The following is a 23224-nucleotide window of genomic DNA, read 5'->3' as shown; positions in this document are numbered from 1 at the left end:
CCTCGGCACCGGCAGGTCACTTCATACTGCGCACCGTGTCGCGCAGGCGGCGGGCTTCGTCGATCCGCTTCTCGTAGGTGGCCCCGAGCAGGAGCAGGAGCAGGCCGGCGGCGGCCAGCGGCACCCAACGGGGGAGGAGGCCGAGTACCTGGACCACGGTCGGGGCGAGTTCGTGCACGCCGACCAGTACGAGTACAGCACTGCCGACGAGCAGCGGTGCTTGCAGTCGCGTGCGTACCCCGACGACGGTGGCGAGCAGGGCCGCCGTGCCGAGGAGCAGCGGGCGCACCCAGTGCCCGTCGCTCCACATGGCGATGAGGCTGGGGAGCATGGTTGCGCTCAGCCCCGCACCGTAAGCGGTCCAGGAGCTCGTCCCCGGGGCGTGCGTACGCCGGCGGCGCCCGATGACCAGTGCGGCCGCCGTGACCGGGAGTGTGTACGCCTCGGGGTGGTCGATGTCCGCCAGCGCGAGACGCACCCAGGAGGAGGCGATGAGCAGGGCGGTTCCGGCGAGCGCGGCGCGGCGGCGGTCCGGGCGCAGCGCGATGGCCAGGCCCGCGACCCCGCTCACGGCGAGGGCGAGGCTCAGCGCATCGGGATGAAATGCCGTCAGGGCAAGGGCAGTTACGGCAAGGACATACCCGGCGCCCTCGACGGCCGTGGAGACCTGCTCGCGCCCCGGGAGCCGGCGCCACGCCGCTGCGGCGCAGGCGATGACGACGGCGACCCCGAGCATCACGAACGCGGTGACATGCCAGGGCAGGTCGGCGGTGATTCCGGCCGCGACCGCCTCGACGCCGAGGGCGAGGACGGCCAAGGCACCCGCGACCCGCGCCGTGGCGCGCGCGGCGGGCCGAGCGGTCGGTGCCGAAAGGACATGGGCGAGCACAGCGGCGGACGCGGCGAAGGCTCCCCATACCACGAGCACGGCGACCCGGTCGGCCGACGACCACAACAGGGCGACCGTGTCGGTGACGGCCAGCACCGCGAGCTTCGGTACGAGTGCTGTCTCCGGCCGACGCACGACGACCGTCGTGAGCGCGACGGATGCCACCGCCACGATCGCCAGTACCCACTCGTACGGCAGCCCCAGTGCCACCGGCAGCAGGAACAGCGCGGGGAGCGCAGCCAGTGCGGCGGCGTTGTACAGCGCGTTCGCCGGCCGGTCCAGGTGTCGGTCGCCGACGCCGACGCCAACGGTACGGGCGCGCAGTACGGCCGTAGTGGCCAGTACGGCGACGGCCATCCAGAGCACGACCAGCGGCGCGGCCGCGAGCTGCCAGCTCCACTGTGCCGGGTGGCCGCCGAGCCACAGCTCCATGCCGGAGGCGATGGGCCGGGCCAGCGCGTACGCGAGTTCCGGAAGCACCACCACACCGGTCAGCAGCAGCATGGCTGAGGCGGCAACCAGCTCGCCCACCGCGGCCGCTGCCTCGCGCGGCGGTGCGAACGGGCCACTCTCCGCGGGCCTCTCCCACCGCCCGGTCCGCGCACAGCGCACTGCCGCCCACACCGCGACGAGCGCGGCAGGCGCCGCGTACCCGGCCACGGCCCACCCCGCGGGCGCGACCCACCGCAAGCCGGCTCCGACGGCCACAACCAACGCCACGACGGCCACGCCCTCGCTGCCGGAGCGCAGCGCGAACGGCGCGGCGCGGAAGCCGCGGCACAGCGCCATACCCAACAGCGCCAGCAGACCCAACGGCAGCCAGGCCCACATCGCCTCGGCCGGTGACGCAGCACTCATCGCGTACCCGGCCGCGAGCGCCCCACCGAGCAGCGCCCAACCACTGCCGACCACCCGGACCCCGGTGACCAGCCTGCCGACAGCCCGCTCACCGCCCAGCCGGTCGCGGAACCCGGCAGACCCGGTGGCGGCGCGTGCAGTGAATGCGTACAGCGCTGCGAAATCCACCGCGGCCGTGGCGATCATCGCGGTCGCGTAGTCCTCGGGCCCTCCGGCCAACGCCGCAGCGGCGAGGAGGCCCGGCAGCCGTGCCAACAGAATTCCCACGGGTAGTGGCAGCCGGAGCCGCATCCACCAGCCGTACACCGGCGCACCCACCGACATCAGCGCGGTGAGCACCGCCCAGTAACCCGCCGTTCCGGCGCCGTCCAGGCCGCCGAGCCCGGCCTCCCGGGCGGCGTAGGCATCCAGGAGTACCAGGGCGAGTCCCACCGCGGCCGCCGCCTCGGCGGTGGCCGTGAGCTGCCGTCGCCGCAGCGGACGGGGCAGTGCGAGCGCGCACGCGGTCACCGCGAGCAGTACGGCGGCCCGCCCGCCGATGCCCAGCCGTCCCCAGCTCACCACGGTGAACACCAACGCGGCCACGACCACCAGCACGCCACCGACGATCAGCAGCGCGGTCCGCGCGGACGGAGCGGAGACCTCCCGCGTCGCACTGCCGGCCACGCTGTCGCCCGCGGGCACGGTGACCGGCGTCCCTTCAGGCGCATCCCGGCGTGCGCGCAACGCGCCCAGCAGCTCACCGTGCCGCTGCACCAGCCACCGCCGGCGCCCGTCCAGGGCGTGCAACTCCCCTGTGACCTGCCACAACGCCAGGGCGTCCGGTCCGGTCAGGGGCAGCCGGCAATGGCTGCACCAAGCGGGCGGAGGCGTCCCCAGGGGCGTTCCGCAGTCCGGGCAACCGGGCGATTCCATGTGCATGGCCGCGAGTATGCGTGGGTCTACGGGCCGGGGCATGAGTACCAGTACTCAGTGTGATCCGGGGGAGCGGCAGGCGCCCGGGGTGCAACGCTTCAGGTCAGTGTGCGCAGTGCCTCGCCGAGTGCCGACACCCCTTCGGCGATGACACCGGGCGGAGTGGCCGCGTAGCCGAGTACGAGGCCGGGGCGGCCGGGACGCTGGCGGTGCCACGACAGCGGCTGGCATTTCACACCCCGGGCGAGCAGGGCGGCGGCGAGCTCGGTGTCGGGTATCTCCGGCGTAAATGTGACGGTCAGGTGCAGGCCGGCCGCCGCGCCGTGCACGACCGCGCCCGGGAGGTGTGCGGTGAGGGCGTCGATCATCGCGTCGCGGCGCCGCCGGTGCCGGCCGCGCACCAGTTGCAGATGCCGTTCCAGGTCCCCGGACTCCATCAGCCGGGCGAGTACGAGCTGCGGCAGCACGGCGTTGCCCAGGTCGGTGAAGCGTTTGGCGTCGGTCAGTGCTTTTCGGTAGCGGGGCGGCGGCACCATCCAGCCGATCCGCAGCGCGGGCGCGAGCAGCTTGGACACACTGCCCATGTAGCAGACCCGATCAGCCAGCAACGAGCGCAGCGCGGGCACCGGGCGCCGGTCGTAGCGGTGTTCCGCGTCGTAGTCGTCCTCCACGATCAGCCCGCCGTCCGCCGCCCAGCGCAGCAGCTCGCGGCGGCGTTCGCCGCTCGTCACCACGCCGGTGGGGAACTGGTGGGCGGGCGTGAGCAGTACCGCGCGGGCGCCGGTGGCACGCAGTGCGTCGACGCGTACGCCGTCGTCGTCCACCGGCACCGGCGGGGTGGCCAGCGCGCCGTTCTCCAGGTGCTGGCGGGTACCGAGCGAGCCGGGGTCCTCCACCGCAACGCCATCGATGCCGTCCGCCCGCAGCACGGGATGCAGCAGGGTCAGCGCTTGCGCGGTGCCGGCGACGATCAGTACCTCGTCCGGTTCGACCCGGATGCCGCGGCTGCGCGCCAGCCACCCGGCGACGGCACGGCGCAGCGGCAGCGCGCCGCGGGGGTCGCCGTATCCGAGGTGCTCGGCGGCCAGCTCGGTGAGTACGGCCCGTTCGGCGCGCAGCCAGGCAGTGCGGGGGAACGCGGCCAGGTCGGGCCGGCCCGGGGTGAAGTCGATGCGGGCACGGGTGGCGCGCAGCGCATCGAAGACATCGGGACCGGGTTCGCCGGTGAACAGTGTGCCGGGCGCGGGCGGGTCGGTGGTGACCGGGGCCTGGCCCCTGGGCGGCCGGGGCGCGGCGGGAGCCTGCGGCGGTACGAGGGGTGCCGCGACCACCACCGTGCCGCCGCGCCGGCGCCCCTCGATGTGGCCGTCCTCGGTCAGCCGCCGGTAGGCCTCGGTGACCACGCCGCGGGAGACGCGCAGTTCGGCGGCGAGCACCCGGCTGGGCGGCAGCCTGCTGCCCACCGCGAGCCGACCGTCGGCTATCGCCTGCCGCAGCCGCCGGGCCAGCCAGTCCGCCTTGCCGCCAAGGGGCGCGTCACCCGCGTCGAGTTGCAGGAAATCGGAGCCGTAGGCCGGGTTCACCGGGCCCATGGTGCCATGGGGCACTGCCACTTCTGCCCGGCCGCCGGTGTCTTTCTAGCCGCCAAAGGTGAACTCCGGTGCGGACGGGGTGAGGACGGCCATCGTGGGGTCGGTCGGCCAGTGTGCGGCCAGTTCCTGGGCGACGGTTTTCAACAGCTCCGGCACGACGTCCGCGCCACCGTCGTGCATCGCCTCCGCCACCACAAGGATCCGGCTGGTGTGTTCGCCGACCGCGGAGTGGCCGCTCTGCCGGTTGGTCCAGCGACGGGCATGCGCCCGCCCCGAGGAGTCGACGAAGGTCACCTCGCCGGGCGCGGGGGCCTCGGTGTCGCCGCCGAAGGTCGTGTAGTGCTCGTCACCGCGGGCGTAGCGCACCTCCAGCAGCGGCCCGGCGATGCGGTCCGCGTCGAGGGCCGCCACGGGGATCGCGTACGCGACCGAGATCGCGTTGCACAGGTCGACCACCGGATGAATGCGCGGCAGCGCCCCTTCCTTCCGCAGCCGCCGCAGCAGCGACTCCGAGGCACACCGGTACTGCGTCGGCTTCAGCCCCATCCGGGCGAAGGTCCGCCGCCAGGCCAGTACTTCGGGGAATTGGCCCTCGGTGGTGTCGGTCAGTCGGGCTGCGGCGCGGGTGGTGTACTCCGCAACGCGCGGGCCGACGTCGGCGGCGGAGCCGACGCCGGTGGCGTGGAGCACGCCTGCGACGAGCTCGGGGTAGTCGGACCGGATCGCGTCCGCGTGGCGGAAGCACATGCTCAAGGGGACCTCCGTACGGTTCATGGTCCTCCCACCCTGTCGCCACTATGGTCCGGCAGACAGGGCCAAAGTGTGCCGGATCGATTGGTCCATAACGGCACCGAGCGCTCCCGCGAGCCCCAGTGAGAAACTGGAGCCATGTCGTCGTCCAGCCTCCCGGTCCACCCCGTACCCGACACGCTCGCCTACCTCGCAGGTGCCTGGAGCGTGCAGCGTGAGCTGTCCGACGGCGGGCACACCGGCAGCTTCACCGGCCGGGCGGAGTTCCGCATCGCGAACGGGGACGAGGCTGACGAGTGGCTGCATGTAGAGGAAGGAGCCGTGGAGTGGGGCGGTGCGACGCGGCAGGCCACCAGGACCCTGCGGATGCAGGCGCTCCCGGACGGCACCGCTGAAGTGTCGTTCTCGGACGGTCGCCCGTTCCACGCGCTGGACCTGCGGCGCGGCCGCTGGACGGCCGTGCATCAGTGTGCCGCCGACCGTTACGAAGGCACCTTCACCGTGCTGTCGCCGGACGAGTGGCACCTGCGTTGGGCCGTCCGCGGTCCCGCCAAGGATCAGCTGCTCACCTCGGTCTACCGCCGCGTCCGCGAGCCTGCTCAGCCGCAGGAGGGGCGGTAGGAGAGGTGGGGGAAAAGGTCGCGCCATTGGTTTTTTGTCAGGCCTGACGGGTGCAGGCGGCACAGGCTGGTGTAGGCGCGGCCGGGATCGAGTGGCAGTACAAACGTGTGGTCGTCGTTGCCTTCCGCGCCGTCGGGTACGACGGTGAGGTAGGGGCGTTTGTCCGGGAAGAAGGCGGCATCCTGCGCGAACGGCAGGGCGGTGAAGGCCGGGGTCTCCCAGCCGCCGCTGCCGCGGGCCGTCCAGAGGCGGTACGGGGTGCTGGTCATCACCCACGCACCGTCCGGGCTGGTGGTCAGCGCCTTGATGTCCTTCTCCAGGCGCAGGCTGTCCAGGCGGCGGATGTGCTTCGGGTCCGACACGTCCCACACCAGTACCTGACCACTCGTCAGGACCGTGGCCAACTCGCCTTTCCGCAGCCGGAAGTAGCCGTTGGGAGCGGCCGGTAGCAGTTCGCCGCGGACCGGGTGCCGCATGTCGGACAGGTCCCACAGCCGGAGGCTGGCCCCCGGCTCCTCGGTCAGCAGCATGCGTGCGGAGCGGAGGTACGCGGAGCCGCCGCCCTGGAGGGTGGCGTCCCGGAAGCGGGCACCCTTCTTCGGCCGGGCCGGGTCGCTCACGTCCCACAACCGCAGGTCGTCCTTCTCCTGCACGCCGATCGTCCGGTCGTCCAGCCACCACAGGAACCCGTTCATGGCCTCCAGTGGCACACGGAGGACGCCGCGCCGGTGCGGGTGCCGGATGTCGTCGATGTCCCAGAGCTCGACCGTGCCCCTGGTCCCGCCGAGGGCGAGCAGCCTGCCGTTCGGGCTGGCGCTGGACAGCACATTGCTCTCGTCGAACCGGATCTCCTTACCCGGTACCGGCGGAGCGTCCGGCCCTGAGGGGAACTCCCACAGGCGGAAGGTGTTGAAGTCGTCGCCGTCCCGGAACCGATGGGTGAGCAGGACGGGGTGCGCACGTTTGTGGAGGAAGTGCTCGACTTCCCACGGTTCCGGGGGAGTGAACCGCCGCCGGGGCGCGGCCGGGTCGCCGATGTCCCAGACCGTCGTCCGGGACTCGTAGCCCTTCGTGCGCTCACGGGTGATCACCAGCTTCCCGTCGTCGCTGAACGAGGGGCGTTCCGGCTCTCCGGGGACCTGTCTGCCCTGGAGTACGGGGGCGGGGGAGCGGTCGTGCCACAGTCGGATCTCACCGCGGTGGTCCCCGGCGGCGAGCACCTTCCCGTCCGGGCTCCAGGCCACGGACTGCACCGGCTGGGCGGACGGCAGTTTCCCGAGCGCCGCCGAGCTGTCGAACAGGTCGTTCAGCGCGGTCCCGGTCTTCCGCTGCTCCACCGATCCCGACGCGGCGGTGTTGGCCGCCGCGAGGACCTTCCCGTCCGGCCGGAAGGCGAGGGACGGGGCCTCCGTGCCCCAAGTGGAGCCGTACAGCCCGCGCTTGGCGGCCGTCAGCTTGCCGTCCCGGCCGACGGTCCATGCGTACAGTCCGTCGGCGCCCGTGGCGGCGATCATGTTGCGTTGTGGGTGGCAGGCGACCGCCATGACCGAGCGGGCGCGTGCGGTGTCCCGCAGCACCGGCCGCGCCGGATCGCCGATGTCCCACAACCGCACCGCCGCCCACTCGTCCTTCCCCGCTCCCTCCGGAATGCCGTTTCCCGCGACGAGGTACCGGCTGTCGCGGCTGACGGCCACGGAGATCACCTGCTGGTCCGCCGCCTTCTTTTCCCACCGCAGGGCGGGTGCCGACGGGTCGGTCATGTTCCACAGCGCGAGCCGCCCGTCGTCCCTGCCCACTGTCAGGTTGCGTCCGTCGGGGCTGAACGCCAGGGAGAACGTGACACGGGACGAGGTCCGGCGCTCGGCCAGCCGCTTCGGGTGCCGCAGGTCCGAGACGTCCCATACGGTGAGCCGGTCGGTGGTCTGTACCGCGATGACCGGCTTGCTCGGGTGGTAGGCCAGGACCGGGTTGCCTTCGCGGCTGCTCATCGGGACGACGGCCGCCGGGCGCCGGGCGGCGGCACCGGGCCCGAGCCGCCACAACACCAGCTGTGCGGGCTTCTTCCGCTTGCCGTCGCGCTCCAGCCGGAGGGCCGCCGCCAGGCTCCGCCCGTCGGGCGCGAACGCCAGCTTGAGCACGGGCCGGGAGGCCGCCTGGAGTACCTGGGGCGTACGGGTGACGTACGAGGAGTACAGGGCGGACCGGGACTCCGGGGTGGGGGCGAGGCGGTAGGCCGCCAGGCTGAGCCGGAGCGCGGTGAGCGGGTCCTGGTCACGCAGGTCGTCGGCGCGGGCGGCGATCTCCTGCGCGATCTCCACGGCCTCCTTGTGCGCCGCGTCCTTCGCGGCCCGGTCGCCCCGTACGATCGCGATGCCGAGGACCAGCGCCAGTACGACCAGCAACGAGACGCCCGCCCGTAACCGGTACTTGCCGCGGCGTTGTGCCGTCCGTCCGGCGGATAGGAAGTCCCGTTCCACCTGGCGCAGTTCCAGCACCTGGCCGCCGCCGTCGATCCGGTGCTCGACGGCCGTCAGATGCTTGCCGGTGTACAGCCCGCTCGGGAGCCGGCCCGCCGCGTCCCAGGCGTCGGCCGCCTCCGCCAGACTGCGGTGGGTCAGCAGGACTTCGAGGTTTTCGGTGATCCAGGTCCGCAGCGCGGGCCAGCCGTACAGGAGCGAATCGTGGCACAGCTGGGCCCAGTTGTCGTCGACCACGACGAGCCGGGCCTCGACCAGGCGGTCGAGCAGCGCCGTATTGCGCTGCCTGCCGCGCTCGTCGGAGGCCGCGACGAGATCATCGGTCCGCACCCGGCGGCGTACCGCCTTCCCGCCGTCACCCACCAGATGCACCAGCCGCAGCAACACCGTACGCAGCGCCTGCTGTCCGGCCGGGTCGAGGGAGGCGAGGAGGGTCTCGGCGGTCTGGGCGACCGAGCCCCGGATGCCGCCGGTGGCGTGGTACCCGGAGATGGTCAGCCGGCCGTCCCGGCGCCTGGCCCAGGTCTCCTGCAGCGCGTGGGCGAGGAACGGCAGGGCGATGGTGTCACCCGTACTCCGGTGCTCCTCGCGGACCTCCCGCAGCAGCAGGTCCGCGAGACCGTCCTCCAGCCGCAGCCCGGCGTGCTCGGCGGGCCCGGTGACGGCCCGGCGCAGCTCCTCGTCGGCCATCGGCGGGACGGTGAACTGACCGGCCCGCACGGCCCGGGACAGCCGGGGATCCCGCAGGCAGTGCCCGTAATAGTCGGCACGCAGACCCAGTACGAAGCGGGGACCCGTGCCGCCTTCGGTGTTGTCGTGCGCGGTCACCGCGCGGACGAAGAGCTCCCGTTCCTCCGCGTCCCGGCACTGCGTGAAGACCTCCTCCAGCTGGTCGACCACCAGCACGCCGGGGGCCCGGCGCCCGTCCGCCGGACCGGGGAACCGGCCCGCGCCCAGCGCGTCCGCCACCTCCCCGAACGGCCGGCCCACCGCGCCCGCCCAGCAGCTCACCAGCTCACGGAACGGCGTCGGCCCCGGCGCCGGCACCAGCAGTACCGGCCCCACGCCGTCCGCCGCGGCCAGCCCGGCCCGCAGCAGGGAGGACTTGCCCGCACCCGACGGGCCGACCAGCACCACCGGGCCCGGCGCCGCGGCGTCGGTCACCCGTGCCAGCAGCGCCCGCGTCAACTCGCCCCGGCCGAAGAACAGATGGCGCTCCTCGGGCAGGAAGGGCCGCATACCGGGATACGGGCAGGGCGTGCCGTCGTGCGCCGGCTCGGGCGGCGGGATGTCGGGCGCCGCGACGTACCGCGGGTTGGGTGCGAGGACGAGGTCTCCCATGCGCCCCACACTGTCGGCGTGCGGCCGCGCCGGCCCGTGCTGGAAGTGCCGGTCCAGGTGCCGGTAGACATCGGCGAGGGTGAAGCGGCTGGGGCCCGCCGCGTCCCCCTCGGTCAGCAGCCGCAGCAGCTCACCGCTGAACAGGGTGTGCCGCTGCCCCTCCGGGGCGAAGGACACGGCGTAGTGGGAGGCGGAGGTCAGCAGGAAGCTGCCGGCCGGCCGGGCCGATGCGTACGGGTTCCGGTGCTGCCCCCGCGAGGCGGCTTCGGCGAGCCCGGAGAAGCAGCAGTCGAGGATCACCACCGGGCGGACGGGGGACGCGCTGAGCAGGTTCCTGATCTCCGCGTACGGGACGGCGTGCACGGTACTGTCCGCCGACGTGCTCGCCGCGGTCGCCAGATACAACTGGTCGCCGGGGCCGAGGAGCCCGTGCCCGACGAAGCAGAAGACGACGACGCCGTCCGCCGCCTCGTCGACCGCCCGCTCGACGGCGGCCAGTACCTCGGTGGGGCCCTCGGGATCGGTCAGCAGCGTGATGTGTTCCCGGTCCATGCCGCACGCGGTGTGCAGTGCGGCGGCGAGGTCGGCCGCCGACCGGCGCGCACCCGGCAGATCCGACAGCAGGGCACCCTCCGGATGCCGTCCGGTGCCGACCACCACCGCACGGCAGCCGGCCCCGGCCAGTCCCCACGCTCCCGGCAGGCCCACGGCTCAGCCCTGCTCGGGGCGTGGACCGTTCCCGGCCGCCGGTTCCGGCTGCTGTCGCGCTTCGGACTCCTGAAGTGCCGTTGCCGGGCGGGCCGTTGCCGGGTCCTGGAGCGCCTCGGCGATCTGCCGGGCGAGGTCGCCCGTCCCCTCCGTGGTCAGCCCGCGCACCCGCTCGGACGTGACGGTCACCTGAGTGCCGTCGGGGCGGGTGATCGTGACCGTCTGATTGCCGCGACGATTCTGCAGCCAGGCCACCACGGCTGCTGCCAGCGCGGCCGTCAGCCCGCCGGGTGCGAGGAGTACGGAGATCAGCTCGCCCGCCGCGCCCATCGTGCCGGCCGGTGGCGCGGCCACGGGCGGTGCGACGGCACGGCTGCGCAGTTCGGGATCGCGTAACAGCCAGCGCCGCAGATCACCACACGCGCCGCTGTCGTCCCCGACCGACAGGGTGACTCTCATGCGTCCCTCCCCGTAACGAGCGCCCCCTGCGCCCCTTTTGGAGGCTAGCGCTTGGCGTGCGCCCCCACCAGATCGGTCCGGGGGATTTGCGACGTGGGGGGCGAGGGCACGACGAAGCTCCGGTTGGGCGAGGCGCGTGTTGTCGCCTGCTCCAACCGGAGCTTCGGTGCGTTACAGGACGGGAACCGCCGGGTGGATTACCAGCTGTCGGAGCCCACCAGCTTGCGGATTCCCGGCAGCGCCGCGTCCAGTACCGTCGGGAACCACGCCGAGAACGTGGCCTTCTCCCGCAGTGCCGCCAGCTCCTCCGCCGTCACGAACGCGGTCTCCCCGACCTCCTCGGCATCGGGCCGCGGCACCTGCGTGACCAGCCCCACGAACAGGTGGTTGTACTCCTGCTCCACCAGCCCGGACGCCGGGTCGGGGTGGTTGTAACGCACCGTTCCCGCCTCCTGGAGCAGTGAGGGAGCAAGGCCCAGCTCTTCCGCGGTGCGGCGGGCCGCCGCCACGAAGGGGGGCTCGCCCGGGTAGGGATGACCGCAGCAGGTGTTCGACCACACGCCGGGGGAGTGGTACTTGCCCAGTGCCCGGCGCTGCAGCAGCATCCGCCCCTCGGAGTCGAAGAGGAACACCGAGAACGCCCGGTGCAGTTGGCCCGGTGCCTGGTGCGCCGACAGCTTCTCCGCGGTGCCGATCGTGTTGCCCTCCTCGTCCACCAGCTCAAGCATGATGTCGGCAGACGTTTCGGTCGGCGTTTCGGTCGGCGAGGAGTCGGACGGGCTGGTCGGCATGGGAATCCTTTGCGTGGTCGATCCTTGGAGCCTGTGTCATACGTGGCTACGCGGAGTGCTCGTCCGGCGACTTCGCCAGGTGCATGGCGTTCACGATCGCGGGCTGCCAGTGGTAGAACGGCTCCAGCTTGTAGTAGTTCCCGCGGGCCGAAAGCGTCGTCGCGTAAATGCACTTGCGGTCGTCGCCGGCGAACGGAACCCCGGCGGCGAACTTCGTGATGGTCGGGCCCAGGTCGGTCGGCACGAGCTCGGGGTTCGGGACCAGCACGGGGAAGCACGCCCGGTCGATCTTCGACGTTTCCCAGGAGAACGTGAAGTACACCGCGAATGCCTTCGCGCACAGTTCCAGCTCGTACTCGCTCGGCTCGGGAATTCCGAGTTCGCGGGTCAGCTCGCGGACCCGCTCCGGCGCGAACGTGCCGTCCGGCAGGCCGTCGAAGTAGATGTTGAGGGTGTGAGAGGTGTAGTCGACCGCGAACAGGCTGGCCGAGTGCAGCCCGTAGCGCGCCAGCAGTTCGAGATTGTCCGCCACCGCGCGCGGCATCGACTCCAGCTTCGACAGCTCATCGAGCGGCTGCGGCCGGCTGCTCGGGAAGAAGACCCAGATCTTCTGGAAGCCGGCGGCTATCTCGAAATCGCCGCCGGTCCCCTCGATCGGGAACCGCTCCTTGACGTCGTGGAACAGCCGGTCCGCGGCGTGGTCGCCGCGCTTCAGCAGCCCTTCGGACACCGCGGTCTCGTACGGGTCCAGGTCACCGGTGTACTTGATGTACCGGTAACCCATCAGCTTTTCGCGACGCTCGCCGGTGGCAATGCGGAGGGCTACCGAGGCATTGGTGAACGCGGGCTCGAATGCGGCCAGCGCGCCCTTGACCTTGTCGGCCTCCAGCGGCAGATCCAGCAGCTGTGCGGACTGCTCGATGGCGGAATAGACGTCGTTGAGTTCTACGCTCTTGGTCACTCTGTGTTCCCTTTGGCTCAGCGGTCGGCGGCACCCGGCTGCGGGCGGTCGTGGCGCAGCGGGGTGAATTGCGTGATGTCGTAGTCGTGGCGCAGGCGCTCGATCGCCTCCGGGTCCGGCGGACCGGGCGCGGCGAAAATCTCCGCCAGCTTCTCGAAATAGACCTCGTGGTGGGGCGACGGGCTCACGGTGAAGAGCACCCGCGCCGGTGCGTCGGTGCGATTCGCGAAACCGTGCGGGCAGCCCGTCGGGACGAATGCGATGCTGCCCGGGGTGGCCCGCGCCGGACGGTCTCCGGAGGTGGACTTCCAGTCCGTCCAGCCGTCCGCGATGTAGCGCTCCGGCTCAAAGGCGAAGATGTCCAGTTCGCCTTCGAGTACGCAGAACATTTCCTGGGAGTTGTGGTGCTTGTGCGCGCCGACATCAAATCCTGGCGGCACGACGACTTCGAACACCGACGCACTCGAGCCGTCCGCGCCCGTCACCTTGAAGGTGATTTCCTGGGCAGGCGTGATGATTTTCCGCCCGCCGCCGGGCCCAACGACAATGCCATTCACTCGGTAACCTCACTCGCTTCTGTGGTCCGGCCGTGTCGATATCGGCTAGACCCAGGTCCCCAGCGTCATTTCCGCGGTGATACCCGGACCGAAGCCGGCCAGCAGCCCCTTGTTTCCGGGGACCGCGCTGTCTTCGTCGAACAGCCGGCGCAGCGCGTCGAGTACGACGGCGCTGGCGATGTTGCCGTACTCGGTCAGCGTCGCGGAGCTGTGCCGGAAGGCCGTGCGGTCGACTTCCAGGTACTTGGCGAGGTCGTCCAGGATGCGCGGGCCGCCGGCGTGGATGACGTAAAAGTCGAGGTCACCGGCGTCCCAGCCGTGGGCCGCGCCGAGCTCGCGCAGCACCGGGGCGAGCGGCTCCATCGTCCCCGGGACGCGGCGGTCCAGCTGGAAGTGGAAGCCGGTGTCGCGGACGGCGTAGGAAATCCAGTCCTCGGTGTTCGGAATGAGGTACGAAGCATTGCGCTCCAGCTGCACACCGTGGACGCCGGCCGCACCGCGGCCCCGCATCACGGCGGCCGCGACCGCGTCACCGAACAGCCCGTCGGAAAGCAGCGAGCCGATGTCGTCGGCGTCGGGCTGGTAGCACAGGGAGCACAGCTCGCTGGAGACGATCAGGACATTGCTGTCGGGGTGCGCCGCGCAGAAGTCGTGGGCGCGGTTGATCGCCGCGCCGCCCGCCGCGCAGCCGAGCTGTGCGATCGGCAACTGCCGGGTGTCGTACCGGAATCCCATGGTGTTGATCAGCCATGCGGTCAGCGAGGGCATCATGAACCCGGTGCACGACACGTAGATGATCGCGTCAATGTCCTGGGCATTCAGCCGCGCGTTCGCCAGGGCCTCTTCGATGACTTCCGGGCAGCGCTTCTTCGATTCCATCTCGTAGATGCGGTTGCGTTCCTCGAAGCCCGGGTGGTTGAGGGTTTCCTCGATGGGCTGGACCAGGTGGCGCTTCTGCACCCCGGTGTTCTGTATCAGCCGCAGCGCGAGCGGCAGCTGCGGATTTCCCGCATGCGCCTCCCTGGCGAAATCCAGGGTCTGTTCCATGGTGATGGTGTATTCCGGAACGGCGACGGCAGGACGACACAAAATAGCCAATTCATTCCCCCTATGTAATGCCCCAACAGCACCAGTGAGCCGATGCGCGGATGCGGGCTGCTCCTGAGTGGCAGCCGGCGGCGAGGCGTTCGGCGATGCGCTCGCCGAACCGTCGGCGAGCTGCCCGCTCATGCTGTCGCTGCGCACGGCGTCGGGCGCGGCGACGAAAGCGTGAACGGGAGTGCATTGGGGCCGCAGCACGTTGGCTTTGCCCTCAACTGGCCCGCTTACTATTCGACATCGGGGGGCCGGTGTCAACGCGATTGATCTTGAAAGTCGCCGCCGACGTGCCAGTCATTCGCGGCATACCGGACATACGGGCAGGCAAAGTCGAGGCCGTTGAGCCTGAAACCAGGGGTGCTTCGGTGCCCGGTACGAACTCCCGGGCACACGCCCTCCGTTGGGTCGTCTAGCGCGCGGCGAGCGCCCCGTTGCCGTTCACGCTGTCGTTTGCGTTGTCGTTCACGTGGTCGTTCGCCGGAACCGGTGTGTAGACGATCACATGCACGTCGGGATGGTCGGCAGGGGCCAGCCGGTGGTGCTCGAAGTGCTGTACCCCCGCGACCGGATGGTCGAAGACACGCATCCGGGAGGTGAAGCCCTCGATGTGGTGGTCCTGCCAGGCCGCACGGAAATCCTCGTTGGTTCCGAGCAGGCGTTGGATGGCCGGGGAGCCGGCGAGGTCGCCGAGCCGGGGCCCGGCCTCGGCGCGGAACTCGGCGAGGAAGCGACGGCTCGTCACTTCCCAGTCCGGCAGCAGGTCACGGACGTAGGGGTCGGTGAACACCATCCACAGCAGGTTGCGTTCCGTCGGAGCGGCGGTGGCCACGTTCGGGTACAGGTCGAGGTACGCGGCGTTCCAGCCGGTGACCGTCCAGTCGGGGGCGATGGCGTACGCGGGGAATCCGACGAGTGCGTCGAGCAGCCGCTGCACATGGGCGGGCGCGGTGTGACCCGCCGGTGCGGCGGACTCGGTGAGCGGCACGTACCCGGCCAGGGTCAGTACGTAGACATGCTCGGCGGGGGTCAGCCGCAGCGTGCGGGCGAGGGCGTCCAGTACGTGCCGGGAGGGCTGGATGTCGCGGCCCTGCTCCAGCCAGGTGTACCAAGTCACGCTGACCTGAGAGAGCGTGGCGACTTCCTCGCGGCGCAGGCCGCCGCGGCGGCGGGGACCGGCCGGGGGCAGGCCGACATCGGGCGGATTGAGCCGTGCACGCCTGGCGCGCAAGAAGTCGCCCAGTTCCTTCCGCCGCTCTGCTGCTGTTCCCATGGACGCAGGATAAGTGCTGGTAGTGGGAGTAATAGCAGTCGGGGCGTCTTCTCGGAGCGCCCACGTGCCACGAGGATCGGCACATGCCAGAGTTGAGATCCCGTACCGTCACCCATGGCCGCAACATGGCCGGCGCGCGCGCCCTGATGCGTGCGTCCGGTGTGCCCAGCGCGGACATCGGTGTGAAGCCGGTGATCGCGGTGGCCAACAGCTTCACCGAGTTCGTCCCCGGCCACACTCATCTGCAGCCGGTGGGCCGGATCGTCAGTGAGGCCATCGGTGCGGCGGGCGGTATCGCGCGGGAGTTCAACACCATTGCGATCGACGACGGCATCGCCATGGGCCACTCGGGGATGCTGTACTCCCTGCCCTCCCGGGAGTTGATCGCCGACTCCATCGAGTACATGGTTCAGGCGCACCGCGCGGACGCCCTGGTCTGTGTCTCCAACTGCGACAAGATCACCCCGGGGATGCTGCTGGCCGCACTGCGGCTGAACATCCCCACGGTGTTCGTCTCGGGCGGTCCCATGGAGGGCGGCCGGGCGGTGCTGTCCGACGGTACGGTCCGCACGGGCCTGACCCTTGTCGCCGCCATGTCCGAGGCGGTCAACCCCGCTGTCTCCGATGCCGACATGCAGTCCATCGAGGAGTCGGCCTGCCCGACCTGCGGCTCCTGCGCCGGGATGTTCACGGCCAACTCCATGAACTGCCTGGTCGAGGCGCTCGGGCTGGCACTGCCCGGCAACGGCACCACGCTGGCGACCCACACCGCCCGCCGGGCCCTGTACGAGCAGGCCGGGCGGACGGTCGTGGAGCTCACCGAGCGGTACTACGGCAAGGACGACGCCTCCGTACTGCCCCGGTCGCTCGCCTCCCGGGCGGCGTTCGACAACGCGATGGCCCTGGACCTGGCCATGGGCGGTTCCACCAACACCGTGCTGCACCTCCTCGCCGCCGCCCACGAGGCCCGGTTGGACTACGACCTCGCCGACATCGAGGCACGCTCGCGCGAGGTGCCGTGCCTGTGCAAGGTGGCCCCCAGCAGCGACTACCTGATGGAGGACGTCCACCGGGCTGGCGGCATCCCCGCCCTGTTGGGCGAGCTGCACCGCGCCGGGCTGCTGCGCGAGGACGTGAAGGCGGTACACGCCGACTCGCTCACCGAGTGGCTGGCCGGATGGGACGTCCGCGCCCCCTCGCCCGCCCCGGAGGCGGTCGACCTCTTCCACGCCGCGCCGGGAGGTGCACGCTCCGCGTCCGCCTTCTCCCAGTCGGCCCGTTGGGAATCGCTGGACCTGGACGCGGCCGAGGGCTGCATCCGCGACAGTGCCCACGCCTACTCGCCGGACGGCGGGCTGGCCGTGCTGCGCGGCAACCTCGCTCCGCACGGTGCGGTGGTCAAGTCCGCCGGCGTCCCCGACGGCATGACCGTGTTCACCGGCGCGGCCGTGGTCACCGACTCCCAGGAGGAGGCGGTGGAGGCGATCCTGTCCGGGCGGGTGGAGCCTGGCAGTGTGCTGGTCATCCGGTACGAGGGTCCGCGCGGCGGCCCGGGGATGCAGGAAATGCTGTACCCGACGGCGTACCTCAAGGGCCGGGGCCTCGCACACTCCGTGGCAGTGGTCACCGACGGCCGTTTCTCCGGCGGAAGTTCGGGCCTGTCCGTCGGTCATGTCTCGCCCGAGGCCGCCGCCGGCGGCCCGCTGGCCCTCGTCGACGACGGCGACCTGATCACCGTCGACATCCCCGCCCGTACTCTCCAACTCGACCTGTCCGAGGCTGAGTTCGCCGCCCGCCGCGTCCAGCGCGAGAGTTCGGGGTACCGGCCACGCCGCGCCGAGCGGCCCGTTTCGACGGCGTTGCGCGCTTACGCGGCGCTGGCCCAGTCCGCCGATACGGGCGCGGTGCGCGCCCTGCCCACCGACTGACTTTCCCCCACCGCCGTGCGCCCGACGTCACACTGAAGGGACCGTACGCACGGCTACCCGCAAGGAGACAACCCCCATGATCCTGGTCACCGGTGCCACCGGAAACGTCGGCCGCAACCTCGTGCGTGAACTGCTCGACGCAGGAGAGAAGGTACGGGCCCTCACTCGCGACCCCGCCACCAGCGCACTGCCCGACGGTGTCGAGACCGTCCCCGGAGACCTCACCCGCCCGGAAACCCTGCCCGCCGCCCTGCAGGGCGTGGACCGCGCATTCCTGTTCCCCGTCCACGGCGCCCTCGACGCCTTCCTCAAGCACGCCAAGGAGGCCGGTACGCAACACATCGTGCTGCTCTCCTCGGACTCCGTCACCTTCCCCCAGCCCGGCTGGATCGGCGAGCAGCACCTCGCCTGCGAACAGGCCGTCGCCGACTCCGGGATGTCCTGGAGCTTCGTCCGCCCCACCGTCTTCATGGCCAACGACCTCGGCTGGGCACACCAGTTGAGGAATGACGGGACGGTGCGGGGCGCGTACGGCGGCGGCGCCATGGCCCCGGTCGACGAGCGCGACATCGCCGCGGTCGCCGCCCACGCGCTGCTCGCCCCGGACCCCGGCAAGACGTACGAACTCACCGGACCGCAGGCACTCAGCCAGATCGACCGGGTCCGCATCATCGGCGAAACCCTCGGCCTCCCGGCCCGCTTCGAGGAGATCCCCCGCGAGGACGTCCACCAACGGCTGATCAATCACATGCCGCCCCCCGCCGCCGACTTCCTCCTGGACCAACTCGCCGCCTCCCGGACGACACCGACCCCCGTACTGCCCACCATCGAGCAGGTCACCGGCCGCCCCGCCCACACCTACGCCGAATGGGTCGCCCATCACGCCGCGGACTTCAACGGCGGGCAGCAGGCCGGGCCGCGTCTCCATTCCTCCTGAGCGGTGCGGCAATGAAGTGCCTCAGCTCGTGCGATAGAGCGAGGTGAGCAGCTCGATCACGGCCTGCGTGGCGGGGTGCGGGTCATCCCGCCACCAGGCGATCCGCACCGCGATCGGCTCGGCGTCGCGCACCGGCCGGTAGACGACACCGGGCCGCGGGTACTGATTGGCGGTGGATTCCGCCGTCATGCCCACGCAGCGGCCCGTGGAGATCACATTGAGCCAGTCGTCGACGTCGCGGGTGTCCTCGGTCGCCGGCCGGGCGCCGGGCGGCCACAGCTCCGTCGTCGTGGTGCCGGTCCGCCGGTCGATCAGCAGCGTACGCCCGCTGATGTCGGCGAGCCGGACCGAGCGACGCCGGGCCAGGGGATCGTCGGAGGCCATCACACACAGGCGCCGTTCCAGTCCCACGATGGCGGAGTCGAAGCGCGTGTCGTTCAGCGGCCTGCGTACCACGGCGAGGTCGCACGCGCCGTCCGCCAGCCCGGCGGTGGCGGAGTTGACGCGCACGAGCTGCAGGTCCGTCTCGGGGCGAGTCTCACCCCAACGGCGCTGAAAGGCGAGCGTGTGGCGGCCGACCGCCGACCACGCGTAGCCGATCCGCAAGTGCGTGTGGCCCGATGCGGCCTCCCGGACCAGATCGTCCACCTCGCCGAGCACCCGCCGGGCATGCGACACCACACGCAGCCCGGTCCCCGTCGGAGTCACCTCGCGCGAGGTCCGTCGCAGCAACCGCGCCCCGAGGGCCCGTTCGAGCGAGGCCAGCGTGCGGGACACGGCGGCCTGGGACACGCCGAGCGCGATAGCGGCATCGGTGAAACTGCCCTCGTCGACGATCGCGACAAGACAACGCAACTGCCGCAGCTCCACATCCGCCATAAGCCCACTGTATAGAGGGGGAGCGCACCGGGTCGGCTCCGGGCGCTCCCGCGGCGTACACGCACTCAGTGGATGTGCGACCCGCCATTGATGTCGTACGTGACCCCCGTGAGGTAACCGGACGCGGGGCGGGCCAGGAAGGCGATGACATCGGCGACATCGGTGACACTGCCGGCACGGCGCATCGGGATGTCCTCGACCATGGCCGCCTTGCGCGCCGGATCGAGCTTGCCGGCCGTGATGTCGGTGTCGATCAGGCCCGGTGCCACCGAGTTGACGGTGACGCCGGAGGGACCGAGTTCACGGGCCAGGGCGCGGGAGAAGCCCAGCAGCGCCGCCTTGGCGGCCGAGTACGCAACGCCGCCGAAGACCCCGCCGCCGCGCTCGGCCGAGACGGACGACAGATGGACGATGCGACCGAAGCCGCGCTGCGCCATGCCGGGGGCCACTCGGCGGGTGACGAGGAAGCTGCCGCGGACGTTGACATCGAAGATGCGGTCCCATTCCTTGGCCGAGACATCGAGGAAACGGGTCGGTGAGGTGATGCCCGCGTTGTTGACCAGCGCGCCGACCGGCGGCAGGGCGGCCTCGACGGCTGCCACGGCGGCATCCACCGCGTCGGGGTCGGTCACATCGGCGGCGAGGCCCAGCCCCTGCACGCCATGGGCCTCGGCCACCACCCGCGCGGTCTCCTCGGCGGCTTCCTTGTCCACGTCCAGTACGGCGATGTGGTAACCGTCGGCGGCCAGGGCCAGCGCAGTGGCACGGCCGATACCGCGTGGGGAACCGGCACCGGTGACGATGGCGGTGCGGGGGGTGGAGGCGGCGGTCGTCGTCATGTCGTCTTCCTTCAGCGGCAGTTGAGTTGAGGTCTTACGGTGGGGAGCCGGATCCGGCCGTCACAGTTCTCCGCGGACGCGCGCCTTGATGGCGGACACGGACAGCCCATAACGGTCGTGCAGCGTGGGCAGCGCCCCCGCGGCCAGGAACGCGTCGGGCAGGCCGATCGGCACGATGCGTACGCCCGCCCCGGCGTACGCCAGGCACGAGGCCACGGACTCGGCCAGCCCGCCGATGACGGTGTGGTTCTCCAGCGTCACCACGAGGCGGCCCTTCGCCGTCTCGCGCAGGATCGCCTCGGTGTCCAGCGGCTTGATGGTCGGGACGTGCAGGACGGCCACGTCGATGTTGTCGGCCGCCAGTTCCTTCGCCGCGGACAGGGCCCGCGTCGTCATCAGCCCCGTGGAGATGAACAGCACGTCGCGGCCGGTGCGGAGCTCCGCTGCCTTCCCGAGTTCGAAGCGGTAGTCGTACTCGTCGAGCACGGTCGGCACGGCGCCGCGCAGCAGTCGCAGGTAGGTCGGCCCCGGGCTGGCGGCCAGGGCCGGGACGGCCTGCTCGATGTCCACGGAGTCGGCCGGATCGACAATGGTCAGGCCGGGCATGCCACGCAGGATGGCCAGGTCCTCGGTGGCCTGGTGGCTGGGGCCGTAACCGGTGGTGAGGCCCGGCAGCGCGCCGACGACATTGACGTTGAGCCCGGGCTCGGCGATGTCCAGGCACAGGAAGTCGTACGCGCGGCGGGTGGCGAAGACGGAGTACGTGGAGGCGAACGGTACGAGTCCCACTTCGGCCATGCCCGCGGCGGCCCCCAGCATGGACTGCTCCGCCATGCCCATCTGGAAGAACCGGTCGGGGTGGGCCTCCCGGAAGATGTGCATGTCGGTGTACTTGGCCAGGTCGGCGGAGAGTCCGACGATCTCAGGGCGCTCCTCGGCGAGCCGGGCCAGCGCGTGCCCGAAGGGTGCCTTGGTGGTGCGCTGTCCCTCCTCCGCGATCGAGGCGATCATCGCCGAGGTGGTGAGCTTGCGGGGCGCGTCCGTGGCCGTGGCGGGGGCGTTCATGCGTCGGTTCCCTTCCGGGTGCGGTGGTGGGTTCGGTCCAACTCGTCGCGGGCGACTTGCCATTCGTGCTCCTCGACCCGCATGAAGTGGGCCTTCTCGCGGGTCTCCAGCAGGGGTACGCCGCGCCCGATCCGGGTGTCGCAGATCAGTACCGAGGGCGAGCCGCGGTGCGCGCGGAGTGCGTCGAAGGCGGTGACGAGGGCCTCGATGTCATTGCCGTCCACTCGTATGGCATGCCAGCCGAATGCCTTCCACTTGTCCGTGACGGGCTCGGTGCGCAGCACGCCCGCGGTGGGACCGTCCGCCTGGAGGGCGTTGACATCGACGATGGCGGTGACGTTGTCCAGACCGTGGTGGGCGCAGGCGAGCGCCGCTTCCCAGGTGGAACCCTCGTCGAGCTCACCGTCGGAGAGCAGGTTGTACACGCGTGCCGTGCTGCCCTGGTGGCGCAGTCCGAGCGCCATGCCCGCCGCGACGCCGAGGCCGTGGCCGAGTGACCCGCCGGAGATCTCCATGCCGGGTGTGTACGAGGCCATGCCCGACATGGGCAGCCGCGAGTCGTCGCTGCCGTACGTGGACAGCTCCTCGACGTCCAGGATTCCGGCCTCGGCCAGTGCCGCGTACAGGGCGATGGCGTAGTGCCCGATCGAGAGCAGGAACCTGTCGCGCTCCACCCAATCCGGGTCCTCGGCACGGTAGTTGAGTACGTCCTTGTAGGCGACGGCGAGGATGTCGGCGACGCCGAGTGCCTGCCCGATGTACCCCTGGCCCTGCACCTCGCCCATGTCCAGGGCGTGCCGCCGGATGCGGTACGCCGCGTCGCGCAGTGCGTCGATCCGTTGGGTGCGGTCGGTGTCGCTCTCGACGGCGGGTGCGAGTGTGGAATCGGTAGCGCTCACTCTTCAGTGCTCCTTGTGGGTGGGGGCTGACGGGCTCGGGACGAGAGTGCGTCGAGTGCCGTGGGCGGAGGGGCCGGCCGTGGGGGATGCCTGGTCGCGCGCGTGCCAGGTCTCGCGGGTCACCAGCGTCGCCAGGAGCCCGAGCAGGCCGTAGAAGCTGAACAGGGCGGCGGGGCCCACCCAGCCGGTGGTGGAGTACAGCGCGGTGGCGATCATGGGCGTGAAGCCGGAGACGACCGCGGAGAGCTGGTAGGCGAGGGAGGTGCCGGCCGTACGGGTCTTGGTGGCGAACAGCTCCGAGAACCAGGCGCCCTGCACGCCTGCCAGGGCGTTCTGGCAGATGCAGTAGCTGACCACGAACGTCAGCAGCACCAGTACCGCGTTCTCGGTGCCCACCAGCAGGAACATCGGGACGCCCCACAACAGTGTGACCGCCGAGCCCAGCAGGTAGACCGGGCGTCGCCCGATCCGGTCGGAGAGGGCGCCCCAGAAGGTGGTGGCGAGTATGCCGAGGGCCGCGGCCGTCACCAGGGCGGTGAGGGAGACGGTCCCCGAGACGTTCGGCGCGGCGTCGTCGTCCAGGTAGGACAGTACGAAAGTGATGGAGACGGCGTAGCCGGCGGTCTCGGCCGTACGGAGGCAGAAGGCGCGCAACACGTTGCGCCAGTCGTCGCGGAGTACTTCCAGCAGTGGGTTCTTGGCGACCTCGCCGGACTCCTTGAGCTCCTCGAACTCCGGCGACTCGTCGATCTTCAGCCGGATGAGGATGCCGACGACGATCAGTACGGCGCTCAGCAGGAAGGGGACCCGCCAGGCCCAGGAGCCGTCCAGCGTGCGGGTGCTGACCAGGAACGCGAGGTTGGAGAGCAGCAGCCCGACCGGGAAGCCGGCCTGGGTGATGCCGGTGTACAGGCCGCGTTTGCGCCACGGGGCGTGCTCGAAGGTCATCAGGATGGCGCCGCCCCATTCGGCGCCGAAGGCGAGCCCCTGCACGATGCGCACGATGACCAGCAGAATCGGTGCCCAGACGCCGACCGTCTGGTAGGTGGGCAGACAACCGATGAGGACGGTGGCGACTCCCATGATCAGCAGGGAGCCGACGAGCACCGGCTTGCGGCCGATGCGGTCGCCGAGATGACCGGCGATGATGCCGCCCAGGGGGCGTGCGGCGAAGCCGATGCCCAAGGTGGCGAACGACAGCAGCGTCGCGGCGAGCGGCTCGGAGTCGGGGAAGAAGACGTCCCCGAAGTAGAGCGCGGCGGCGGTGCCGAAGCCGATGAAGTCGTACGTTTCGATGACCGCGCCGACGCTGCAGCCGACGGCCACTCTGCGGCGTTCCGGCGAACCTTCCGGCCGTGGGTGAGCCGGCGGTGGCGAGGGTGGTGGGATG

18 protein-coding genes are annotated in these 23224 nt (G+C 71.2%); 3 read left to right on the top strand and 15 right to left on the bottom strand.

What is annotated here, in order from left to right; translation table 11 throughout:
* Nucleotides 1-16: 16 nt before the first annotated feature.
* The 3 genes from AB0I82_RS05560 to AB0I82_RS05550 all read right to left on the bottom strand — a co-directional run bounded on the left by AB0I82_RS05560 (nucleotide 17) and on the right by AB0I82_RS05550 (nucleotide 5028).
* Nucleotides 17-2668, bottom strand: a complete 2652-nt coding sequence (locus tag AB0I82_RS05560; protein WP_363255766.1) for a hypothetical protein — start codon at nucleotides 2666-2668, stop codon at nucleotides 17-19.
* Between the two features lie 92 nt (nucleotides 2669-2760).
* Nucleotides 2761-4254 (bottom strand): PLP-dependent aminotransferase family protein, encoded by a 1494-nt coding sequence (locus AB0I82_RS05555; protein WP_363256088.1) that lies wholly within the window; start codon nucleotides 4252-4254, stop codon nucleotides 2761-2763.
* 45 nt (nucleotides 4255-4299) lie between these two features.
* Nucleotides 4300-5028, bottom strand: coding sequence for a phenylalanine--tRNA ligase beta subunit-related protein (locus tag AB0I82_RS05550; protein ID WP_363255765.1), 729 nt, complete (start codon nucleotides 5026-5028; stop codon nucleotides 4300-4302).
* Nucleotides 5029-5142: 114 nt separating this feature from the next.
* Here AB0I82_RS05550 and AB0I82_RS05545 point away from each other — a divergent pair, with 114 nt between their 5' ends.
* The gene (locus tag AB0I82_RS05545; protein ID WP_363255764.1) at nucleotides 5143-5625 is read left to right on the top strand and encodes a DUF6314 family protein; all 483 of its coding nucleotides are present in this window, start codon (nucleotides 5143-5145) and stop codon (nucleotides 5623-5625) included.
* On the opposite strand, the gene AB0I82_RS05540 is transcribed toward AB0I82_RS05545, so the two are convergent.
* The 7 genes from AB0I82_RS05540 to AB0I82_RS05510 all read right to left on the bottom strand — a co-directional run bounded on the left by AB0I82_RS05540 (nucleotide 5604) and on the right by AB0I82_RS05510 (nucleotide 15287).
* On the bottom strand, nucleotides 5604-10151 hold the full coding sequence (locus tag AB0I82_RS05540) for a caspase family protein (RefSeq protein ID WP_363255763.1): 4548 nt from the start codon (nucleotides 10149-10151) through the stop codon (nucleotides 5604-5606). The genes AB0I82_RS05545 and AB0I82_RS05540 overlap by 22 nt on opposite strands.
* A 3-nt stretch (nucleotides 10152-10154) precedes the next feature.
* Complete coding sequence (locus tag AB0I82_RS05535) at nucleotides 10155-10610, bottom strand: hypothetical protein (RefSeq protein WP_363255762.1); 456 nt, start codon at nucleotides 10608-10610, stop codon at nucleotides 10155-10157.
* 197 nt (nucleotides 10611-10807) lie between these two features.
* The gene (idi, locus tag AB0I82_RS05530; RefSeq protein ID WP_363255760.1) at nucleotides 10808-11401 is read right to left on the bottom strand and encodes an isopentenyl-diphosphate Delta-isomerase; all 594 of its coding nucleotides are present in this window, start codon (nucleotides 11399-11401) and stop codon (nucleotides 10808-10810) included.
* 46 nt (nucleotides 11402-11447) lie between these two features.
* Nucleotides 11448-12362, bottom strand: a complete 915-nt coding sequence (locus AB0I82_RS05525; protein WP_363255758.1) for an aromatic prenyltransferase — start codon at nucleotides 12360-12362, stop codon at nucleotides 11448-11450.
* A gap of 17 nt (nucleotides 12363-12379) precedes the next feature.
* A complete protein-coding gene (locus AB0I82_RS05520) occupies nucleotides 12380-12919 on the bottom strand; it encodes a cupin domain-containing protein (RefSeq protein ID WP_363255757.1) in 540 nt (179 codons plus the stop codon).
* A gap of 45 nt (nucleotides 12920-12964) precedes the next feature.
* A complete protein-coding gene (locus AB0I82_RS05515) occupies nucleotides 12965-13966 on the bottom strand; it encodes a type III polyketide synthase (protein WP_363256087.1) in 1002 nt (333 codons plus the stop codon).
* Nucleotides 13967-14426: 460 nt separating this feature from the next.
* Complete coding sequence (locus tag AB0I82_RS05510; RefSeq protein WP_363255756.1) at nucleotides 14427-15287, bottom strand: helix-turn-helix transcriptional regulator; 861 nt, start codon at nucleotides 15285-15287, stop codon at nucleotides 14427-14429.
* A gap of 83 nt (nucleotides 15288-15370) precedes the next feature.
* Here AB0I82_RS05510 and ilvD point away from each other — a divergent pair, with 83 nt between their 5' ends.
* Both ilvD and AB0I82_RS05500 read left to right on the top strand, forming a co-directional pair.
* On the top strand, nucleotides 15371-17215 hold the full coding sequence (gene ilvD, locus AB0I82_RS05505; protein ID WP_363255755.1) for a dihydroxy-acid dehydratase: 1845 nt from the start codon (nucleotides 15371-15373) through the stop codon (nucleotides 17213-17215).
* A gap of 76 nt (nucleotides 17216-17291) precedes the next feature.
* Nucleotides 17292-18152: an NAD(P)H-binding protein gene (locus AB0I82_RS05500; protein WP_363255754.1), complete on the top strand. Its 861-nt coding sequence runs from the start codon at nucleotides 17292-17294 to the stop codon at nucleotides 18150-18152.
* 21 nt (nucleotides 18153-18173) lie between these two features.
* On the opposite strand, the gene AB0I82_RS05495 is transcribed toward AB0I82_RS05500, so the two are convergent.
* The 5 genes from AB0I82_RS05495 to AB0I82_RS05475 all read right to left on the bottom strand — a co-directional run bounded on the left by AB0I82_RS05495 (nucleotide 18174) and on the right by AB0I82_RS05475 (nucleotide 23160).
* The gene (locus AB0I82_RS05495; protein WP_363255753.1) at nucleotides 18174-19031 is read right to left on the bottom strand and encodes a LysR family transcriptional regulator; all 858 of its coding nucleotides are present in this window, start codon (nucleotides 19029-19031) and stop codon (nucleotides 18174-18176) included.
* A gap of 65 nt (nucleotides 19032-19096) precedes the next feature.
* On the bottom strand, nucleotides 19097-19870 hold the full coding sequence (locus tag AB0I82_RS05490) for an SDR family NAD(P)-dependent oxidoreductase (RefSeq protein ID WP_363255752.1): 774 nt from the start codon (nucleotides 19868-19870) through the stop codon (nucleotides 19097-19099).
* A 60-nt stretch (nucleotides 19871-19930) separates the two neighbouring features.
* Nucleotides 19931-20935: a transketolase C-terminal domain-containing protein gene (locus tag AB0I82_RS05485; protein ID WP_363255751.1), complete on the bottom strand. Its 1005-nt coding sequence runs from the start codon at nucleotides 20933-20935 to the stop codon at nucleotides 19931-19933.
* A complete protein-coding gene (locus AB0I82_RS05480) occupies nucleotides 20932-21834 on the bottom strand; it encodes a transketolase (protein ID WP_363255750.1) in 903 nt (300 codons plus the stop codon). Before AB0I82_RS05480 ends, AB0I82_RS05485 begins: the two co-directional genes overlap by 4 nt.
* Nucleotides 21835-21837: 3 nt before the next feature.
* Nucleotides 21838-23160: an MFS transporter gene (locus AB0I82_RS05475; RefSeq protein ID WP_363255749.1), complete on the bottom strand. Its 1323-nt coding sequence runs from the start codon at nucleotides 23158-23160 to the stop codon at nucleotides 21838-21840.
* Between the last annotated feature and the right edge of the window lie 64 nt (nucleotides 23161-23224).

Origin of the sequence: Streptomyces sp. NPDC050315, from assembly GCF_040655775.1 — a bacterium.
In the GTDB taxonomy this organism is placed as follows: domain Bacteria; phylum Actinomycetota; class Actinomycetes; order Streptomycetales; family Streptomycetaceae; genus Streptomyces.
This window is presented reverse-complemented; position numbering and strand designations above follow the sequence as displayed.